Raw genomic sequence first — 18,309 nt, 5'->3', positions numbered from 1 at the left:
AGTTTAGAACAAGTACACGTGATTTATACTACTGCCGTTTGGCAACTTCTCTAGTAATAGCGTCCCCGTGGAACCGCCCATTCTCAATAAATATTTCATTCGCGTTATTACCTGCTGCGATAACACCTGCAATAAAAATACCTTGTACACTCGTCTCCATCGTATCTGGATCATGGAGCGGGCGACCGGTTTCTTGATCAATACCTACACCCATGTTCGCTAAGAAGGCATGGTCAGGATGGTATCCCGTCATCGCAAACACAAAATCGTTCACAATGATTTTCTCCTCACCGTTCACCTCATACGTAAGTGTATGCTCTGTTATTTTCTTCACATGTGCTTGAAATTCCATCGTAATCTCTCCTTGGCGAACGAGAGCCTCAAACTCCGGTAAAATCCATGGCTTAATACTTGATGAGAAAACATCACCGCGATAAAGCACCGTGACACGTGCGCCCGCTTTTACAAGCTCAAGTGCCGCATCCACACTTGAATTTTTACCGCCGATGACAGCTACATCCTGATCAAAGTATGGATGTGCCTCTTTAAAGTAATGAGACACTTTCGCTAATTCCTCACCCGGTACATTCATATAATTAGGATGGTCATAATACCCTGTCGCTACGATAACATATTGAGAACGATACTCTGCCGCCTCTCCACCCTGCTTCGTCGTACGTATAACAAATGAATGATCATCCTGCTTCTCCACATGCTCAACCCGCTCGAAGGGCTGGACACGCACCTGCTTCCGCTTCACAACCTCACGATAATAAGCAAGCGCCTGATTACGAACAGGTTTTCGATTTTCTGTTATAAAAGGAACATTGCCGATTTCGAGCCTCTCACTTGTAGAGAAAAAAGTCTGATGAGTTGGATAATGATAGATGGCATTGACAATGTTTCCCTTCTCAATGACTAGCGCATCAACTCCAATGCGCTGCAAGGAAATCGCTGCCGCCAAGCCGCACGGACCTCCACCCACAATAATTACTTTCTCTTGTTGCATACTGCTCACTCCCCAACACTCCGTTTCGATAACCACATATATAAAAAGAAAAAACCTACCATTCGAAGTAGGCGCCCATTTGTATTGTATGCTTTTCTGTACTGTTTGTCACCTAAGCGATACATACATACGATATACATCATTTAAAAATTGTTTGAACGGAATACCTTGCTGCTTCAAAACATTTTCGGGATCGATTTTGCGTGCTGGATCGAGCCGTTTATGAGACACAATATCTGTTTTGGGATTCAGCCCATATACCTGACATAGATATGCGAGGTACCAGGCATATCTTGTATAGGCATCCCAAAAACTAATATTCCCTCCGTAGCAAAGCTCTACGCCTATTGCAGCACTGTTTGCATTATACCCATACAGCTCATTATCGGTTGGTACGCTGTATCTGACATGATACGCAACTTCATCAATGGGAATCATTTCAATAATACGCTGATCATCAACGAACGTATGAGCAGACGATTTGGGCATTGTTTCCTGAAAATAGTCACGGTTTCCAATGGCATTGCTCCCGGGATTCCCTGTATCATGCGCTACAATAAAACGGACTTTTGACAAACGGCTGCCGGGTCTAGAGTTGCCGTAGCTAATATAAATTCGTTCTATCGGAAATCTCATCTGATCATCTCCATGCATGATATATCCCTATATATGTATTCCAACCGTTCGTCCCAATAGAAGTAAAACCGCCACACACAACCTTGCCAATAAAGCAAATACCGGTTAGTGCAAAGCGTCAGCACAGTTTGTTGCTTCGGCAAGTGTAAAATACAAACAAAAAATGCCCGAAACAACAAGCACTGTCGTTTTGGACATTTTTCCGGTTATACCCAGCCTCTGAATCGGCTCGCTTCTGCCATCTTGCGAACACCAACCATATAAGCAGCAAGACGCATGTTCACCTTGCGAACTTGGGACATTTCATATACAGAGCTAAATGACTTTACCATTACCTTTTCCAATCTTTCTTCTACTTCCTCTTCCGTCCAATAGTAACCCTGATTATTTTGCACCCATTCAAAATACGATACCGTCACGCCGCCCGCACTGGCTAATACGTCAGGAACGAGTAAGATACCGCGCTCTGTTAAAATACTTGTCGCTTGCAAGGTAGTCGGACCATTAGCTGCCTCCACAATGATTTTTGCTTTAATATGAGGCGCATTGTCTTCCGTAATTTGATTTTCGATTGCTGCCGGTACGAGAATATCACAGTCAAGCTCAAGCAGCTCTTTATTTGTAATTGTGTTTGTAAACAGCTTCGTTACCGTTCCAAAGCTATCACGACGGTCAAGCAAATAATCGATATCAAGTCCGTTCGGGTCATGCAGCGCCCCATACGCATCAGAAATCCCTATTACCTTTGCTCCAGCATCATACATGAATTTTGCAAGATAGCTGCCCGCATTTCCGAATCCTTGTACAACAACACGGGCACCCTCAATGTTAATTCCTTTTCGCCTAGCAGCTTCTCGAATACAAATCGTCACGCCCTTTGCGGTAGCGGTTTCACGTCCATGCGATCCTCCGAGCACAAGAGGCTTTCCCGTAATGAAGCCAGGTGAATTAAACTCGTCAATCCGGCTGTATTCATCCATCATCCACGCCATAATTTGCGAGTTTGTGAATACATCAGGTGCCGGAATATCTTTTGTTGGTCCTACAATTTGACTAATTGCTCTTACATATCCGCGGCTTAAACGTTCTAACTCGCGGAACGACATGTCACGCGGATCACAAACAATACCACCCTTTCCGCCACCATAAGGCAGATCCACAATACCGCACTTTAAGCTCATCCAAATTGACAAAGCTTTTACTTCCTTTTCTGTTACATTCGGGTGAAAGCGAATGCCCCCCTTTGTTGGTCCCACTGCATCATTATGCTGTGCGCGATAACCTGTAAATACCTTCACAGTGCCATCATCCATACGAATTGGGATCTTTACCGTCATCATGCGGATAGGTTCTTTTAGCAGTTCATATACTTCTTGCGAATAGCCTAGCTTGTCTAACGCCTGATGGATAACAATTTGTGTAGACCTCAATACATCTAATTGTTCAGCTTTCTGTTGTGAATGATCTCCCTTTTCGGCCACCATAATCAGTAAACCCCCTGTATACATTTCTTGAGTAAGCCTTTATTGCTTAGTATACACTCTGAAAACCGGAATGCAAAATTTGACATCTCCGGTTCATAAGCACTTAAAAACATGGTTATAATAGGTTTTCCGTAATAAAAAAGCATCATGCATCCTTTCTGATAAAGAAAACTCGCCGATTGGCGAGCCCTGCTCTTGGGTGAAGACAGAGGCGTAGTTGCACTTACACTTTGTTCCTAAAATTTCTTACTACGTCGAACTTGCTTCTAGCTAGAAATTTATACTTTCCTAAAGTGTAAAGAAAACTCGCCGATTGGCAAGCCCTGCTCTTGGGCGAAGACAGAGGCATAGTTGCACCTACACTTTGTTCCTAAAATTTCTTACTACGTCGAACTTGCTTCTAGCTAGAAATTTATACTTTCCTAAAGTGTAAAGAAAACTCGCCGATTGGCAAGCCCTGCTCTTGGGCGAAGACAGAGGCATAGTTGCACCTACACTTTGTTCCTAAAATTTCTTACTACGTCGAACTTGCTTCTAGCTAGAAATTTATACTTTCCTAAAGTGTAAAGAAAACTCGCCGATTGGCAAGCCCTGCTCTTGGGCGAAGACAGAGGCATAGTTGCACCTACACTTTGTTCCTAAAATTTCTTACTACGTCGAACTTGCTTCTAGCTAGAAATTTATACTTTCCTAAAGTGTAAAGAAAACTCGCCGATTGGCAAGCGCTGCCCCTAGGCGAGAACAGAGGCGTAGCCCTACTTATACTGTATCCCTAAAATTTCCGACTACGTCGAATGACCTCTCGCTGGAAATTTATACTCCTACAGTGCAAAAAACCCCAACTATACCTTAGTTGAGGTTTGATTTCGCTACAAAATAGTGATACAACTGGGCTAATGCACGCTCTGCCATCAGTTCCTTCCCATATTCCATTAACCTATAGATTGTAATCGTTGCAGAATTTCCGAATTCCGCCAAGATAGCGATTAAATTTTCATGAGAGAGCGATGTAGCTGATTCTTCCAGCAATAAGTAGAAATGATTTTGAAAGGAATACAATTTCCCATTTTCAATCCCCAGAGGATATAAACGCTCTGCCAAGGAAATAATGTCCTCGAATGAAGCAAACTCATATAAAATATCCTCGCTCTCATCAAGAGTTACCTGCATTTCAATAAAGTCATCGCTAAAGTCTTCATCCAGCCCTATCTCTTGATGCTCCTTTGTCACGATGACAACCATACCTTGCGCCTGAAGTGAGAATACTTCTACAGCAATTGGTCCGTCTGCCTCAAATCCAAGCTCTTTATTTGCCTCATGCATCATATCGCGAAACAGCTGCTGTACTTTCGGCGCATTTTGCCATAAATCTTCTTTCGTGAGCCCACGTTCCAACAAATCGTCAAACGTAAGGAAAATCTTGATTTTATTGTAGTTCAAACGTTCCAATCTCATCTCTTACCCTCCTTACCTCAACCGTTACACCTAATGTTTATTATATGAAGGATGAATCGGATGGTTCATAGAATGAGGCTACGCTCTCACCATCCATTGATCCCAATCGTCTTTCGTTGTTCCCACAAGATACTCCTCTAGCGCCGCTCTTTCTTGCTCAGGCAAGAGCGAAAAAGCAGTTCCTCCGATTCCTATGGATAGATAATCATACTCCTCCCGCAAGCAATTGGCAAGTTTTATCGTTGGGACAACATATTTTGTCAACGTGCAGGACATAAATAAAAATTTAGGCCTTACTTCTTCAATGATAGCATGAATATCTTTTTCATCAATGCTTGTCCCAAGATATATAACCTCATAGCCTTTACGGCGTAAATAAATCGTAAAAATCAACAGTCCAAGCTCATGAGAATCCCCTGGCCCGCATACAGCAACGACTTTTGGCAGCACAGCATTAGCAGGTAGATTATGATAAATCATACCAATTCGCGAACGTAGAAAAGATGTAGCATAATGCTCATGAGCACTTGTAATAGCCCCCTGCCGCCAAAGCTCCCCAATCCGCACTAAAATCCCCCGCAAAATATCCATTGTTACCTTTTCAACAGAAAATAAACTAAACGCTTCATTCAAATGTTCATGCGCCTTCATCTCATCAAACTTTAACAATGCATACAAAATTGCTTCCGTTAATGACTCTGCTTTATTATCCTCTTGCTCAGAAAACACTTGGGTATTCAACTGATTGCTTTCAAGTAAACTTACTGCCTGCCCGATTGTAAATCCTTCATTCACCTTTGTGATCAACCACTTTAATATCTTGACATGCTCCTCGGTATAAAGGCGATGGCCTGCTTCATTGCGTTTTGGAGCAATCATTTGATAACGTCTTTCCCATGCTCGCAACGTGCCTGACTGAATACCAAGCATGTTTGAAACTGCCTTAATGTTGTATTTCCCTTCTAAGGTTGACATACCCTTTCCCACCTTAAACAATAAATCTATACTTCTTTCCTTTTTAGCGAGAGTAAGTGAGTTTGTGCAGGAGCACGAAACCGCAGCGGAACGAATGTTGTACCATAACCGTTGCTGACCAACAATAATGTGTGCGCATACGAGTAAGTTCCTCCTCGCATATATTTGTCTGAAGGCAGCAAATAGATTTGTCCCCCATGTGTATGACCGCTTAGCACAAATGAAATACGCTCTTTCTCTGTAAACTTTTGAACGATATCTGGGTTATGACTAACAAGAATGCGAAACCCTTCCTCCTCACAATCTGCTAGCGCCCAATCCAAACGATCTTTGCCTAACGATGTATCATCAACACCGAGCAGCCAAAGCTTTTCCCCTTCTTCTGACTCAAACAAAACAGCTGTATTATCTAAGCTCTTCACCTTATGATCAAGAAGAAGCGCATCTAAATCATGACGTTCCGTTTCATAGTCATTATTGCCCCAAACAAAATAAACAGGGCCAATCTGGCTAAGCAGACGAAGATTATGTGACACTCTTGTAAGCGGCACTCCTTTTTCTGTTAAATCGCCCCCGATTACCACAAAATCCACTTTTCCTTGCATATCACGAATCCATGGATCTGGCAGCTTTCGCTTATGAATATCTGAAATAAAAAAAATACGAACCTCTCCAAAGCTTCGAGGGAAATCAGGAAAACAGTATTCTTGATATATGACCCGATTTACATGTGCTTCCTTATACATAAAAACAATCCAAGTAAGACATGCGATGATAATGAGCATCAAAATAACGATCATTGTATACTCCTTACATTTTCATTGTACAATTACTAATACATAACTTATACAAATCATAATATATCTTCATTTTTCCGGCGCAAGTATAGGCCCATCACAAAGTCCACAAGAAAATGGGAGAAAATTGTAACCAAAAGGTTTCCTGTATATGCAAACAAATACCCAAAGGCTATGCTAATTATTAACACAAAACAAAATAAAAATGGCTTTTTTATATAACGCACATGCAAAACAGCAAACATCACACTTGCAGCTAGCAATCCAAAGTGCGTTTGCAAAATGCCGCGAAATAATAGTTCCTCGCAAGTTCCTATTAAGAGCGTAACGCCTAGTAAATGCGGAATGGATAAGCCGCGAAACATCCGTTCATTAATCCCTCCGTCATCAAACCAGGACTCAGGAAACACGCGCATAGCAGCGTAATCCATTATAATAATCACAAAAGCCGCTCCTCCCCCGAGCAAGACGATAGAAATAGGCTTCCATTGCCACATAGCTAAAAATGCTGCGGCATCATCAAACAGCCAGTACGATAAAACCATACACGCAAACAAAATAAGAGCTTGTGTAATATACAAATTGAGCCGTAGCTCACGGTCAGACATATTTTTAATTTTCTCCTGCTGGCTTTTCATATAGCTTCCGTTTCTCCAATACCCAGTATTTGCTTCAGCTCCTCACGCCATCCCGCATAAGGAAGCGCGCCGCTCTTGCTGTTCTTTTTATACGCATCAAGCATGATTCCGCAAACATCACAGCATTGCTTAGGCACGCTCTCTTTTTCATAGTCAAAAAACCGAAGCAGCGATTCTCTTCGGCAGCCGCTTCCCTCCAGCCAACTCCGCATCACTTGTAGCTTTTCATATTTTTGGTTAAGCCTTTCTATTACCCTTTCATAAAAGAGGGCAGGAGCATGGGAAGGGATCGCCCCTAGGATAAGTTCTTTGCCTTTCACTGCGCCAATTTGCTCGAGGCGGTATTGTAAAAACCGCCAATGCTGTTCTGCAAAACCCGCAACATTTCGCGCTATATATTCAGCATCAGATAGCAGGAGCACCGGTCGACGAACTAGTTCCTCCTTAAACAACGAAAGACAATACGCTATGCTTCTCTCATTCGGAAGTTCCTCCTGAATAAGAGAGAGCGGCAATTCATGATCAACCGTACAGAATAATAAAATGGCAATGCTCGCCCCTCCATCTCGTCCTGCTCTTCCGATTTCCTGCAAATATGACTCTAAGTTAGCAGGATAATGAAAATGAATAATATAGTGAACATCAGGTTTATTAATTCCCATTCCAAAGGCACTTGTACAAACAATGATAGAAAGCTGCCCTTTCATAAACTGCTGCTGAATGAGCATCCGCTCCTCCTGCTCCATACCGCCGTGATAATACGCTACCCCTTCTATCCCTGATGCTCGCAGCGCTTGCGCAAGCGCTTCAGCCCAACTGCGGCTTGAGCAATAAATAATGCCCGGCCCTTGCAGCTGACTAGCATATAAAAGCACCCTTTCTTTTTTGTCATCAAGTGTTTCTACGTGCTCTACCTGTAAGGCAATATTAGGACGATCTACAGAATGCAAGTGAAACGAGGCGGTCGTCAGATGAAGACTATGAGCAATATCCTTCAGCACCTCTCTTGTCGCTGTAGCTGTTAGTGCAAGTACAGCGGGATTTCCAAGCTCCTGAATGACATGATCAAGCTTTTTGTAGTCCGGTCGAAAATCATACCCCCATTGCGAAATACAGTGCGCTTCATCTACAACAAATAAAGCGATATTCATCTGTTTGAGGGCATGGAGAAAAGAGCGAGCCTGCAGCATTTCCGGAGATGCAAAAATAAATTTATAAAAGCTGAGATTGCGAATAGCCTCTCTCTTTTCTTCCATTGTGCGAAAGCTGTTAAATGCAATAACACGCTTCTCCCCAATAAGCCGCAACTGATTGACCTGATCCTCCATTAAGGATAGCAACGGCGATACAATCAATACGGTCCCGTGCATCATATATCCTGGAACTTGGTAACAAACCGACTTTCCTCCCCCAGTTGGCAGCATCGCTACAACAGAAACACCGCGCAGTAGATCCTCAATAATTTCCTTCTGTCCGATGCGAAAAACACGGTAACCGAATTTTTCATATAACACATCCTCAATCCTCATTCGCTCCCCCTATCCTTGCAAGCACCAGTCTAATATCGAAATAGCTTACATCGTCTCCTGCATACTTTTTCAATTCTCGCAGCCTTCTCGTATTCATGCGTTGAATTGTTTCCGTGATCCTTCTCACTTTATCTTCTGCCAGAAAAGATTCAATCGGGAAATCCGGCTCATGCAACGCAATCTCTACGATGTGGTCCTCAATAGTACTTCGCTTTAAGCCGCGTATGCGCACTGTCTCCGCTATTGTTTTTCCTTGCTTCCACAAATCGTACGTTTTAATGGTAGATAAGCTCAGGACAGCAACTCTTTTTTCTTTATAGGATGTCATTTGCGACAATAACGGATATCTTCCATCCTCCTCAAGTCCCTGCTTTGTGAGCCAATGAAGCGCGCTAAGGAATTGAAAATGAATGCGAAGAGGATCCGCATCCAGCATCTCAGCAATCTGCCCTTCCGTATATCCAACTCGGTGATAGCCGCTGAGCCGTAACACAAATGCAGTACATTCTGCTTCCGTCAGAGCGGAGAGTGCACTCATGCATTCTTCATACAAAGCAGCTGCTAGCTGCGTACGCGAAACTAGTGCCGATAAAAAAAACCTTTTCACCCATTCTGTCACTTCTATGTCCTGCTGAATAGGGAGAAAAGAAGAACTATTTCTCTGTAAATGCGATAAACTTTGCACAACAAGGGAAAGACGCTTCCAAAGCACTTCACCCGTATCCCCATAACGCACTCCCTCCAAATGCAGGGGCAAAGGAACAACAGCGCCATACTGCGCCAGCCTGTCCTCTCCCTTCGCAGTTACAGCATACGTATTTTCCTGTATTTGTTCAATACAATTTTCGTTTAAAAGAAGCTGGATTTGTTCATCATAAACGTGTCGGTTCAGTTTCTTATACACGCCAAACAAAAATGACAGACGATAGATCGCACCATCCTGCAACGTTTGAGACGAACGCTTACCTTTTAACAAGTGGTAAATGGAAGATGCTGTACGTTCCCCTTTTATTCGCTGTAGCCCGTACAAAATTGTATATAGCAGCTGCAAGAAATTTCACTCCTTCTTTTGCTGTTATATGTATTGTAACAAACGAGCATAGGAGCAGTCATTTATGAATCATTTTGCCTTGCCGTGTAACAAAGAAAAATGTTTATTTGCTCATTTCTTTTGAATAATTTACAAATTTGATTGACATTTTTAATTGATAAGCATTATCATTATAATTTTATATTGAAAATCTCGACAAACCGTTTTAAAATAAGGGTAGAATGTTCTTTCATTAGCACAACACTACCTAATGAATATTTTATGTTATATACATATTATCGGGAGGTATACAGAAATGCCAAAGTACACTATTGTTGACAAAGAAACTTGCATTGCTTGTGGAGCTTGTGGAGCAGCTGCACCAGATATTTACGATTACGACGATGAAGGCATTGCGTTTGTAACGCTTGACGATAATCAAGGGATCGTGGAAATTCCAGACGTATTAATAGACGACATGATGGACGCATTCGAAGGATGCCCAACGGATTCCATCAAAGTTGCAGACGAGCCATTTGATGGTGATGCTCTAAAATTTGAATAGTCGCATAAGAACGTTATTCCTGCTGGAATAGCGTTTTTGATTTAAATGAACCTCCCTCGCTTACAGTGGAAAAAGCTATGTTTCTTGTTGGAGGAAGTACCATGAAAAAACAACAAAAACAGACTATATACGAAGTAATGAAAAAAAGTCTTCGAAAAGAGTATTTTTATTTAAAACGGGACTTACTGTTTTATTGTCAGGTAGACTTCGGAAAACTATCCAAGCATTTTCATTATGCAGCCTTTGATACAGACGGCATTAGCATTTATGAATATGATAAAACGCTTGAGAGCAAAATAAAGCTCATTACACGTCATCCTTGGTCTAGCTGGCAAAATGTAAAAGTGGACCATTATTTAACAAATTCACAGTTTATCTTTCAAGGCGAGCCCAACTGGATTTTATATATTATGCATAAAGGAAAAGAAGTCCAACAACTTATCGAGACGTATACTACGCTTTCTATAGAAGAAATGCCGCGGCCAGCATGGCGGAAAATTCCTGGCTACCGTTCGAAAACAAAACGAAACATATATATAGCCTCGCTGCTTTACAGCGCGCTGCTTTCGCTTTTATTTAAGCTGCTCCTGCCTTATAAAGCCGAGATCGCCATGTTCTCCCTTTCGATTGGGATAATGCTTCTCGGGTTGCTTTGCTTAACGATCGGGCTTATTGAACCGACAATTGTCCTGCCAAAATTAGAACCGAAAACAAGGGAAAAAGTCCTCTATATTTACAGCTATTTATGTATCACTGGCTTTATTTCTATTTTCATTTTTTGGTAAAGAGAGCTGTTGACTATAATTCGGAAAAGTGGTTATGTCCCTCCTTTGTTTCCTCAGCACAGTAAAACAACCTGCACATAAGACGCATGGTTCAGGCGGGGACGGTTTATAGAAGTATTCGGTATGTTCCGTACCACGGAATATACTTTTTTCTTTTGTAAGAATGTTATTTAACTGTGAAAATAGACACCGCTCCAAAACAAAACTATGTAAAGGAGACATCAAACAAGCAATTCTGCTCTTTTGATGTCTCCTTTTGGTTATAAAGAAAACTCGCCGATTGGCAAGCCCTGCCCTTGGGCGAAGACAGAGGCGTAGTTGCACTTATACTTTGTTCCTAAAATTTCTCACTACGTCGAATGGGCTTCCTGCTAGAAATTTATACTTTCTTAAAGTGTAAACAAACTATTCTACTTAATTAATCGTCAGCTTTTGAGACGGATAAATTACATCGCGACTCAACTGGTTGACCTGCTTTAATTCTTCAACCGTCATCCCGAATTTCCTTGCAATTGCGGTTAGAGTATCTCCCCTCTGCACAATATAGGAGGACGATGAAACACTCTCATGTAACGGCTCTCCAAGTACAGCCAACGGATTAATAGCATTTGTTTTTCCGAAGTTCCATGACCCCTTATGCACCTCAAAATGTAAATGAGCACCATGTGATTGCCCTGTATTTCCTACCTGCCCAATCGGTTGACCCGCTGTAACCTGCTGCCCCTCTTTTACAAGACGCTGCTTCATATGTGCGTACACTGCTTCATAGCCGTTGCTATGCCGGATAAATACAACATTTCCATACGAACTAGAATAATACGATTTTGTCACCTTGCCATCACCTGCAGACACAATTGTCGTCCCTACTGCGGCGGCCACATCAATTCCATAATGCTTGCCATTGCGCGTTCCAAAATAATCGCTAATCACCCCGGACACAGGCCATGTCCATTGTTCTGCTGCTTCTGCACCTCCTGCATACAAGGAACCGAATGCAAACAGCAAAAACAAGCACTTCCTATACCCTCTCATTCCTCAACCTCCGTTTTATCTTAAGATTCACCTTATCTATTTTGCATAGCCTAACGAAAAAGTATGCAAAAAAAATAGAAAGGATAGTAGGCTAGCAATTTTCCTGCATTTCTACCACAAAGGGGGAAAGTGGAAACTTCTTTCTTAAAATACAAAAAAATGTCTACCGCAAAGCGGCAGACATTTTTTTGGACACATAACCATCATTCTGAGGGTTCTATTTCCTTCTGTTCTGGTTTATCCCGGAACACAATCGCACTCCTTGCATATTCCACATCCTGTACACCAGACCGAGCATTTACCACTCTAGCTATCGCAAACAAGTAGTCAGATAAACGATTTATATAAGCCAAAACATAGGTATTTATTTCTTCGGTTTGCTTGAGCGCTACAATACAGCGCTCTGCTCTACGCGTCACAGTCCTCGCTATATGAATCGCTGCCGCTGCCGGAGTTCCTCCTGGCAAAATAAAACGTTCAAGCGGCGGCGCCTCGTCAATATATGCATCAATACGCTGCTCTAGAAACGTAATCATTTCTGCGGTTGCTTTATACGGAATTTTATTCTGTACAATCGCTAGGTCTCCGCCACAGTCAAATAATTCATGTTGTATTTTCTTAAGCTCCTGATACACATCGGCAAACTTCGCATCCGTCAGCATTGTCATCGCTTGGCCAATAAAGGAATTCGCCTCGTCAATAGTTCCGTACGCCTCAACACGAAGATGGTGCTTGTCAACGCGCCCGCCAATTAAACTCGTTTTTCCTCCATCCCCTGTTTTCGTATACAATTTCATACTGATTCCCCTCCCTGGAATTAGTACAGCTGCACCACATTAGCATAACTGCTTCGGAAGAAACACAGAAAATGTCGTTCCTTCATTCACAACACTTGAAACAGAAATTTCTCCTCCATGTGCTTCTACAATATTTTTAGCAATGGCTAATCCGAGACCTGTACCTCCATCTATGCTTCGTGTTCTTGCCTTATCCCCTTTATAAAAACGCTCAAAAACAAAAGGAATATCTTCCTGTGGTATACCGATCCCGGAATCTTTCACTTCAAATACAAGACCATCAGCCCGCTCATGAACAATGAGAGAAACATTTCCTTTTGCACTTGTATGACGCACAGCGTTATCAACGAGATTTGTTAGTACCTGCTCCATGCGGTCTCCATCAAACGCATATTTTTCAACATCTGTTGCAAACTGGGCATATAGCCGTACATCCTTTTCAGCTGCCATCCCTTGGAACTTACGAATCATTTTCTCCACAAATGCAACGATTTCCACTTCTGATACATATAATTCAACACGCCCGCTTTCCATCCTAGCAAGATCGAGCAGTTCGTTCACAAGACGACCAAGGCGAACAGATTCATCGTAAATAATTTGGGTAAACTCTCTCACTTCTTCCTTCGTAGTTACAATATCATCTAAAATGGCCTCACTGTATCCTTGCAGCATCGCCATAGGTGTACGAAGTTCGTGTGAGACATTTGCAATAAAATCCTTGTGCATCTTCTCCAGCCGGCGCTCCTCCGTCATATCGCGAAGCACCGCTACTGCACCGCGAACTTTCGTTTGATTATAAAGCGGAGTCATGAGCACCACATAGTTCCCTTTTTGCAAATGCAGTTCAATTGCCTTTTCGCGTTCATCATGGCCTACCTCATGAAATAGCTGTACAAGCGCTGGCGGAAGCTTTTCTTCTTCACCCGTCCCATTCTCTTCATTCCAAAACTTTAAAAATTTCTCAGCAGGCGGGTTTACGACAACCACCTCGCCCTCTTGGTTTAGCGTAATGACTCCATCTGCCATACTTGTCAAAATACCAGACAACTGTTCCTTTTCCTGCTGCAAAGCATTGATATTAAATTTTAGCTGTTTTCCCATTTGATTTAAAGCAGTTGCCAATTCACCGATTTCATCCTGCGAAACCGCGGGTGCCTTCATTTGAAATTTTCCTCGGGCAATTTCAAACGCAACCTCTCTCATTTTCCGTAACGGAGCAGTAATACGGGTAGATAAGAAAAAAGCAAAAAATGTCGTCAGAATAATAGCAATTCCAGCTGATAAAAGGATAAAATCCATCGACTTTGCAACAGCCTGCTGCGCTACTTGGAGAGATTGATATACAAATGCAGCCCCTCCCCCGTTCTTCATTGGAACCCCGACAATCATAATTTCACCATTTGAAGTATCATCCGCCGAAGGTATAGACATCTTTTTGTGCACTGTTTTTTGTTCTGTAAACACCTTTACCAAATCGGGGTCGGCTTTTAAATCCTCCACTGTAAGATTTACAAGTCCCTTTTCCTCTGGAGAATATGAAGCTGCCTTTCCATTCTTTACGACAATAATACGGGAGAGCGGATCAACGAATTGATAAGCAACGGTTTCAACCGTTTGTTCATCCATCCCGTCTCCAATCATTTCTGAAATACGTGTCGCCACATTTGTAAGTCTTGTCTCACTCGTGTCGACATAATAATTTTCGAAAAACTGCAGCAACAGAATTGCCACGAAGCCTAGCACGACGGAAACAAGCAGTAAAATAGTAACCCAAAGCTTTCCGACTACACTTCTCCAAAGCATTACTCGCTCACGACCTCAAATTTATACCCGACTCCCCAAACAGTTACAATCATTCTCGCTGCGTTCGGAGACTTTTTATTTAGTTTTTCACGCAAACGCTTTACGTGCGTATCAACTGTACGTAAATCGCCAAAAAACTCATATTGCCATACTTCTTTCAAAAGCTGCTCACGGTCAAATACCTTATCCGGTGACTTTGCCAAAAATAAAAGCAATTCATATTCCTTTGGCGTTAGATTTACTTCTTGCCCATCTGCCATGACACGGTGGGCATCATTATCAATTGTAAGGTACGGAAAAACGATGATATCCTTGGTGGCCGTTTCTTTCGTAAAAAACGTTGTAGAAGTTGCACGACGCAGCAAAGCTTTCACCCGCAGTACAACCTCACGCGGACTGAACGGCTTTACAATATAATCGTCTGTCCCTACTTCAAATCCCTGTACACGGTTCACTTCTTCTCCCTTTGCAGTCAACATAATAATCGGAGTTGCTTTCTTTTCCCGAATCTCTCGGCATACCTCAAGGCCGTCTTTTCCAGGCATCATTAAATCAAGCAAGATTAAATCATACTCAAACTGCAACGCCTTCGATAAGGCGACCTCACCATTATCAGCCTCATCAATTGTATAATTTTCCCGCTCTAAATACATTTTTAATAAACGTCGAATCCGTTCTTCATCATCCACAACCAAAATTTTGATATCATTTTGCATATTCATTACCGTTTCTAGAAAACCCCAGAAAACGGATTCACCTGCCTTTCTCATCTATTGCTCTAAATTTGGCCATTCTGTTGCTTCTTATGCCTTTCCTTCATCATAACAGTAAAAACCTATCATTACCTATCCAAGAGTTTGACAATTTTACAAACATTTATAACAATACCTCATAAAACACGTTTGAATTGTCTTCCAGCCAGAAATTTATACTTTCTAAAAGTGTAAAAAAGAAGCGTTTCCGCTTCTTTTTTACGCATATGAATGCAGACCTGCAATGACGAGATTCACCGCCACAAGATTAAACATAATAATAGCAAAACCAACAACAGCTAACCATGCAGACTTTTCCCCATGCCACCCCTTTGAAAGGCGCAAATGCAAAAAGGCAGCGTAAAATAACCATGTAATAAGCGCCCATACCTCTTTCGGATCCCATCCCCAAAAACGCGTCCATGCTACCTGTGCCCAAATCATTGCAAAAATAAGAGCGCCAAGTGTAAAGACCGGAAATCCAATCGTGACCGAGCGATAGCCGATTTCATCAAGCAAATCATTGTTGACACGTTGCACAAATGGCTGCAGGAACGCCGCGATGCGCTTACGAAATAATAAACGGAGCACTGTATATATAGCGATTCCAAACAGCAAAGACCAAATCACCGTATTCAATTTCTTGGCATTTACAATGGCAGGGGTATGAAGCACGGGATCAAGCTTTCCTTTTGTCTGCAGCACACCCTCATAAGGTCCAACAAGCGCTGGCAACTGATATACCATCTCAGTTTTTTGGTCATTTTTATCCGTGTATTCAAACTTCGCCTCATACTTACTAATAGAAAAAGCTGTTGTCGCACTAACAAAGCCCAGTGTACATACAAGAAAAAACAGCACTGCTTCAAGCCAAAATGTTTGTTTGCTTTGTCTGGATTGATTTACGTTTTTAATCAAGTAAATCAGACCCGCGACAAAGCTAATTGCCAAAATAGCTTCTCCAAGCGCCGCTGTCGTCACATGAATATACAGCCAGTAGCTCTTAAGCGATGGAATAAGCGGTGTCACTTCACGAGGAAACATACTCGCATAGGCAATCACTAAAATCGCAATCGGTAATGCAAACAGTCCAAGAACGCTTGTACGATAAATAAAGTACATAACGATGAAGGCTAACACAAGCGCCATGCCAAAAAATGTCGTAAATTCAAACATATTGCTTACAGGAGCATGCTTTGCTGCAATCCAACGTGTGACAAAATAAATTAGTTGAGCAAGAAATCCCGCGATTGTAATGCAAATTCCAATGTTTGCCCATTTCTTTCCCTTCTCCCGAATACTTCCTCCGAAAAAAAGGGTTGCCACAAGATATAGAATAAAGGCAGCAAAAAGAAAGTTACTGCTGATTTGTGCCATACTTCTCCCACCCTTAACTGATTTTTTCCATCAGTGCTTTATCCTCCGGCTGCGGAACAGCGGTACCTGACAGAACCGTCTCAATTTCATTGCGAAATCCATACCAATTTTTATTTGTATGTCCAGCAATCCACCACTCACCGTCGATACGCTGCATCCAAATACGGCGATGATTCCAATACATCCCTTGGATTACCCCTATCATGAAAATAGTACCGCCAAGAGCGAGAATCCACAGTGTTAAGTCCTTCCGTACAGTGAGCGCAGTTGCATTTCTCGTCTCTATGCCTGCGAATGTCATTTTATACTTATTTGTGCCTGCTGGCTCAATATTTTGTCGAATCGCAACAAAGCTTACTTCCCCATCTGGTGTTGTTGGAGTAAACATTTTGAATACAAACGCCGGGTTGTTCGGCACCTTCGTTTTCGTGCTCGGTTTTCCCTCTTCATCAAAGTAAAAATCAGGAAAATAGCTTAACAGCTCCACTCGGTATCCATTCCCTAAATCATACTTCTCTTCTGGATTCGCAAGATTCACTTCAATTGGACCGCGTTTCTCGTGGGTTGTCTTATCCTCCAGATGAAGAAACATTTTGCTTAGTTCTCCCTCTTTATAATCTGTCTGATATAAAGCAAAGCTTTCAAATTTTAGAGGGTCGTTCACCCGAATCTTGTAATCTGTTACCTTTTTCAGCTTAGGCTCTTGACCGGCAATTGTGGAGCCTACTGCTTCGTACAGCACAGCATTCGTTTGATAGTTTTTCGGAATCATGCTGTTGCCGACGCGATCAATCGCCTCGTCAAACACTTTATCCTCTTCTTCTTTGCTATACACTTCTTTAATAAACTTTTCATTTTTTAAATAGTACTTACCATCTGTACCCGGTATTTCCTTCGTTTCACCTTCGCGTAACCAAATGACCTCGTCTACATACATACCTGGTACAAAACGAAGCATGGCACCAATTAGAAAGATAATGAGCCCAATATGATTCACATAAGGTCCCCAACGAGAAAAGCGGCCTTTTTCAGCTAGTATGTTTTCATTTTCTGTTCGTACATGATAACGCCGTTTTATCAGATTTTCTTGAACGATAGCAATGTCTTCAGGCGTTGCTGAAGAAACACCAAACAATCTCTGCCGCTTTAAAAAGCTGCGATGACGCGTTACTCTTTGATTTTTCAATGCTTTATACAGAGGCACGACCCGATCGAGACTGCATATAACAAGCGAAATTCCGATGGATGCGAGTAAAACCATATACCACCAAGAACTGTACAGATTATCGAACCCAAGATTATAATACAACTTGCCGAGAACACCGTATTGATCAGCATAGTACTCACTTGGCGTAACCGCTGGAGGCAAATACATCTGCTGCGGAAACACAGTACCGATAGCGGATGCCACAAGCGTAATGACAATAAGCCAAATTCCAACCTTTACAGATGAAAAAAAGCTCCATATTTTGTCTACAAGTGTTTTGTTATAGGTGATCGAACGCCGTGCACTTCCCTCATACTTCATATCTAGTAAACTTACAGACTCTTCGTGTTGAAACGGCTTCCCGCATGCCTCACAAAAAAAGGTGCCAACAGGATTGACATGACCGCATTGACATTTTACGTGTTCCATTCCCTCACC

17 protein-coding genes are annotated in these 18,309 nt (G+C 42.1%); 2 read left to right on the top strand and 15 right to left on the bottom strand.

Translation table 11 applies throughout. From position 1 onward, the window contains the following. Positions 1-28: 28 nt before the first annotated feature. From EP737_RS11480 to EP737_RS11440, 9 genes are all read right to left on the bottom strand, one after another. On the bottom strand, positions 29-1,009 hold the full coding sequence (locus EP737_RS11480) for a YpdA family putative bacillithiol disulfide reductase (protein WP_129728117.1): 981 nt from the start codon (positions 1,007-1,009) through the stop codon (positions 29-31). A 108-nt stretch (positions 1,010-1,117) separates the two neighbouring features. Further along, a complete protein-coding gene (locus tag EP737_RS11475) occupies positions 1,118-1,645 on the bottom strand; it encodes a peptidoglycan recognition protein family protein (RefSeq protein ID WP_129728116.1) in 528 nt (175 codons plus the stop codon). 206 nt (positions 1,646-1,851) lie between these two features. Further along, a complete protein-coding gene (locus EP737_RS11470; RefSeq protein WP_129728115.1) occupies positions 1,852-3,129 on the bottom strand; it encodes a Glu/Leu/Phe/Val family dehydrogenase in 1,278 nt (425 codons plus the stop codon). Between the two features lie 849 nt (positions 3,130-3,978). Continuing rightward, positions 3,979-4,584 carry a genetic competence negative regulator gene (locus tag EP737_RS11465; RefSeq protein WP_129728114.1) on the bottom strand — a complete coding sequence of 202 codons (606 nt, stop codon included), beginning with the start codon at positions 4,582-4,584 and terminating at the stop codon, positions 3,979-3,981. A 78-nt stretch (positions 4,585-4,662) separates the two neighbouring features. Then, the gene (locus EP737_RS11460) at positions 4,663-5,559 is read right to left on the bottom strand and encodes a MerR family transcriptional regulator (protein ID WP_129728113.1); all 897 of its coding nucleotides are present in this window, start codon (positions 5,557-5,559) and stop codon (positions 4,663-4,665) included. Between the two features lie 26 nt (positions 5,560-5,585). Further along, entirely contained in the window at positions 5,586-6,359 is a 774-nt protein-coding gene (locus tag EP737_RS11455; RefSeq protein WP_129728112.1) for a metallophosphoesterase, read from the bottom strand. Between the two features lie 53 nt (positions 6,360-6,412). Continuing rightward, positions 6,413-6,994 carry a CPBP family intramembrane glutamic endopeptidase gene (locus EP737_RS11450; protein WP_129728111.1) on the bottom strand — a complete coding sequence of 194 codons (582 nt, stop codon included), beginning with the start codon at positions 6,992-6,994 and terminating at the stop codon, positions 6,413-6,415. Beyond that, positions 6,991-8,523 carry a RecQ family ATP-dependent DNA helicase gene (locus EP737_RS11445; protein WP_129728110.1) on the bottom strand — a complete coding sequence of 511 codons (1,533 nt, stop codon included), beginning with the start codon at positions 8,521-8,523 and terminating at the stop codon, positions 6,991-6,993. Before EP737_RS11445 ends, EP737_RS11450 begins: the two co-directional genes overlap by 4 nt. Then, positions 8,513-9,574, bottom strand: a complete 1,062-nt coding sequence (locus EP737_RS11440; protein ID WP_129728109.1) for a YpbB family protein — start codon at positions 9,572-9,574, stop codon at positions 8,513-8,515. The genes EP737_RS11445 and EP737_RS11440 overlap by 11 nt, the downstream gene beginning before the upstream one ends. A gap of 295 nt (positions 9,575-9,869) precedes the next feature. On the opposite strand from EP737_RS11440, the gene EP737_RS11435 reads away from it, so the two are divergent. After that, positions 9,870-10,118, top strand: coding sequence for a ferredoxin (locus tag EP737_RS11435; RefSeq protein ID WP_129728108.1), 249 nt, complete (start codon positions 9,870-9,872; stop codon positions 10,116-10,118). 101 nt (positions 10,119-10,219) lie between these two features. Beyond that, positions 10,220-10,903 (top strand): hypothetical protein, encoded by a 684-nt coding sequence (locus tag EP737_RS11430; RefSeq protein ID WP_129728107.1) that lies wholly within the window; start codon positions 10,220-10,222, stop codon positions 10,901-10,903. A 414-nt stretch (positions 10,904-11,317) separates the two neighbouring features. Here EP737_RS11430 and EP737_RS11425 read toward each other — a convergent pair whose 3' ends face one another. The 6 genes from EP737_RS11425 to EP737_RS11400 all read right to left on the bottom strand — a co-directional run bounded on the left by EP737_RS11425 (position 11,318) and on the right by EP737_RS11400 (position 18,300). Next, on the bottom strand, positions 11,318-11,935 hold the full coding sequence (locus EP737_RS11425; protein ID WP_129728106.1) for a peptidoglycan DD-metalloendopeptidase family protein: 618 nt from the start codon (positions 11,933-11,935) through the stop codon (positions 11,318-11,320). A 203-nt stretch (positions 11,936-12,138) separates the two neighbouring features. Further along, positions 12,139-12,732, bottom strand: a complete 594-nt coding sequence (locus EP737_RS11420) for a cob(I)yrinic acid a,c-diamide adenosyltransferase (RefSeq protein ID WP_129728105.1) — start codon at positions 12,730-12,732, stop codon at positions 12,139-12,141. 39 nt (positions 12,733-12,771) lie between these two features. Continuing rightward, the gene (locus tag EP737_RS11415; protein ID WP_129728104.1) at positions 12,772-14,535 is read right to left on the bottom strand and encodes an ATP-binding protein; all 1,764 of its coding nucleotides are present in this window, start codon (positions 14,533-14,535) and stop codon (positions 12,772-12,774) included. Then, complete coding sequence (locus EP737_RS11410; RefSeq protein ID WP_129728230.1) at positions 14,535-15,251, bottom strand: response regulator transcription factor; 717 nt, start codon at positions 15,249-15,251, stop codon at positions 14,535-14,537. Before EP737_RS11410 ends, EP737_RS11415 begins: the two co-directional genes overlap by 1 nt. A gap of 255 nt (positions 15,252-15,506) precedes the next feature. Then, the gene (gene ccsB / locus EP737_RS11405; RefSeq protein ID WP_129728103.1) at positions 15,507-16,664 is read right to left on the bottom strand and encodes a c-type cytochrome biogenesis protein CcsB; all 1,158 of its coding nucleotides are present in this window, start codon (positions 16,662-16,664) and stop codon (positions 15,507-15,509) included. Positions 16,665-16,677: 13 nt separating this feature from the next. Then, positions 16,678-18,300, bottom strand: coding sequence for a cytochrome c biogenesis ResB family protein (locus EP737_RS11400; protein ID WP_129728102.1), 1,623 nt, complete (start codon positions 18,298-18,300; stop codon positions 16,678-16,680). Between the last annotated feature and the right edge of the window lie 9 nt (positions 18,301-18,309).

Origin of the sequence: Ectobacillus funiculus (assembly GCF_004138295.1) — a bacterium.
Taxonomy (GTDB): domain Bacteria; phylum Bacillota; class Bacilli; order Bacillales; family Bacillaceae_G; genus Ectobacillus; species Ectobacillus funiculus.
The sequence above is the reverse complement of the archived record's forward strand: the minus strand, read 5'-3'. Positions and strand labels throughout refer to the sequence as shown.

Coding starts and splice junctions, on each gene's coding strand:
- EP737_RS11480 (WP_129728117.1), bottom strand. CDS start 1,009: ATGCAACAAGAGAAAGTAATTATTGTGGGTGGAGGTCCGTGCGGCTTG.
- EP737_RS11475 (WP_129728116.1), bottom strand. CDS start 1,645: ATGAGATTTCCGATAGAACGAATTTATATTAGCTACGGCAACTCTAGA.
- EP737_RS11470 (WP_129728115.1), bottom strand. CDS start 3,129: ATGGTGGCCGAAAAGGGAGATCATTCACAACAGAAAGCTGAACAATTA.
- EP737_RS11465 (WP_129728114.1), bottom strand. CDS start 4,584: ATGAGATTGGAACGTTTGAACTACAATAAAATCAAGATTTTCCTTACG.
- EP737_RS11460 (WP_129728113.1), bottom strand. CDS start 5,559: ATGTCAACCTTAGAAGGGAAATACAACATTAAGGCAGTTTCAAACATG.
- EP737_RS11455 (WP_129728112.1), bottom strand. CDS start 6,359: ATGATCGTTATTTTGATGCTCATTATCATCGCATGTCTTACTTGGATT.
- EP737_RS11450 (WP_129728111.1), bottom strand. CDS start 6,994: ATGAAAAGCCAGCAGGAGAAAATTAAAAATATGTCTGACCGTGAGCTA.
- EP737_RS11445 (WP_129728110.1), bottom strand. CDS start 8,523: ATGAGGATTGAGGATGTGTTATATGAAAAATTCGGTTACCGTGTTTTT.
- EP737_RS11435 (WP_129728108.1), top strand. CDS start 9,870: ATGCCAAAGTACACTATTGTTGACAAAGAAACTTGCATTGCTTGTGGA.
- EP737_RS11430 (WP_129728107.1), top strand. CDS start 10,220: ATGAAAAAACAACAAAAACAGACTATATACGAAGTAATGAAAAAAAGT.
- EP737_RS11425 (WP_129728106.1), bottom strand. CDS start 11,935: ATGAGAGGGTATAGGAAGTGCTTGTTTTTGCTGTTTGCATTCGGTTCC.
- EP737_RS11420 (WP_129728105.1), bottom strand. CDS start 12,732: ATGAAATTGTATACGAAAACAGGGGATGGAGGAAAAACGAGTTTAATT.
- EP737_RS11415 (WP_129728104.1), bottom strand. CDS start 14,535: ATGCTTTGGAGAAGTGTAGTCGGAAAGCTTTGGGTTACTATTTTACTG.
- EP737_RS11410 (WP_129728230.1), bottom strand. CDS start 15,251: ATGCAAAATGATATCAAAATTTTGGTTGTGGATGATGAAGAACGGATT.
- ccsB (WP_129728103.1), bottom strand. CDS start 16,664: ATGGCACAAATCAGCAGTAACTTTCTTTTTGCTGCCTTTATTCTATAT.
- EP737_RS11400 (WP_129728102.1), bottom strand. CDS start 18,300: ATGGAACACGTAAAATGTCAATGCGGTCATGTCAATCCTGTTGGCACC.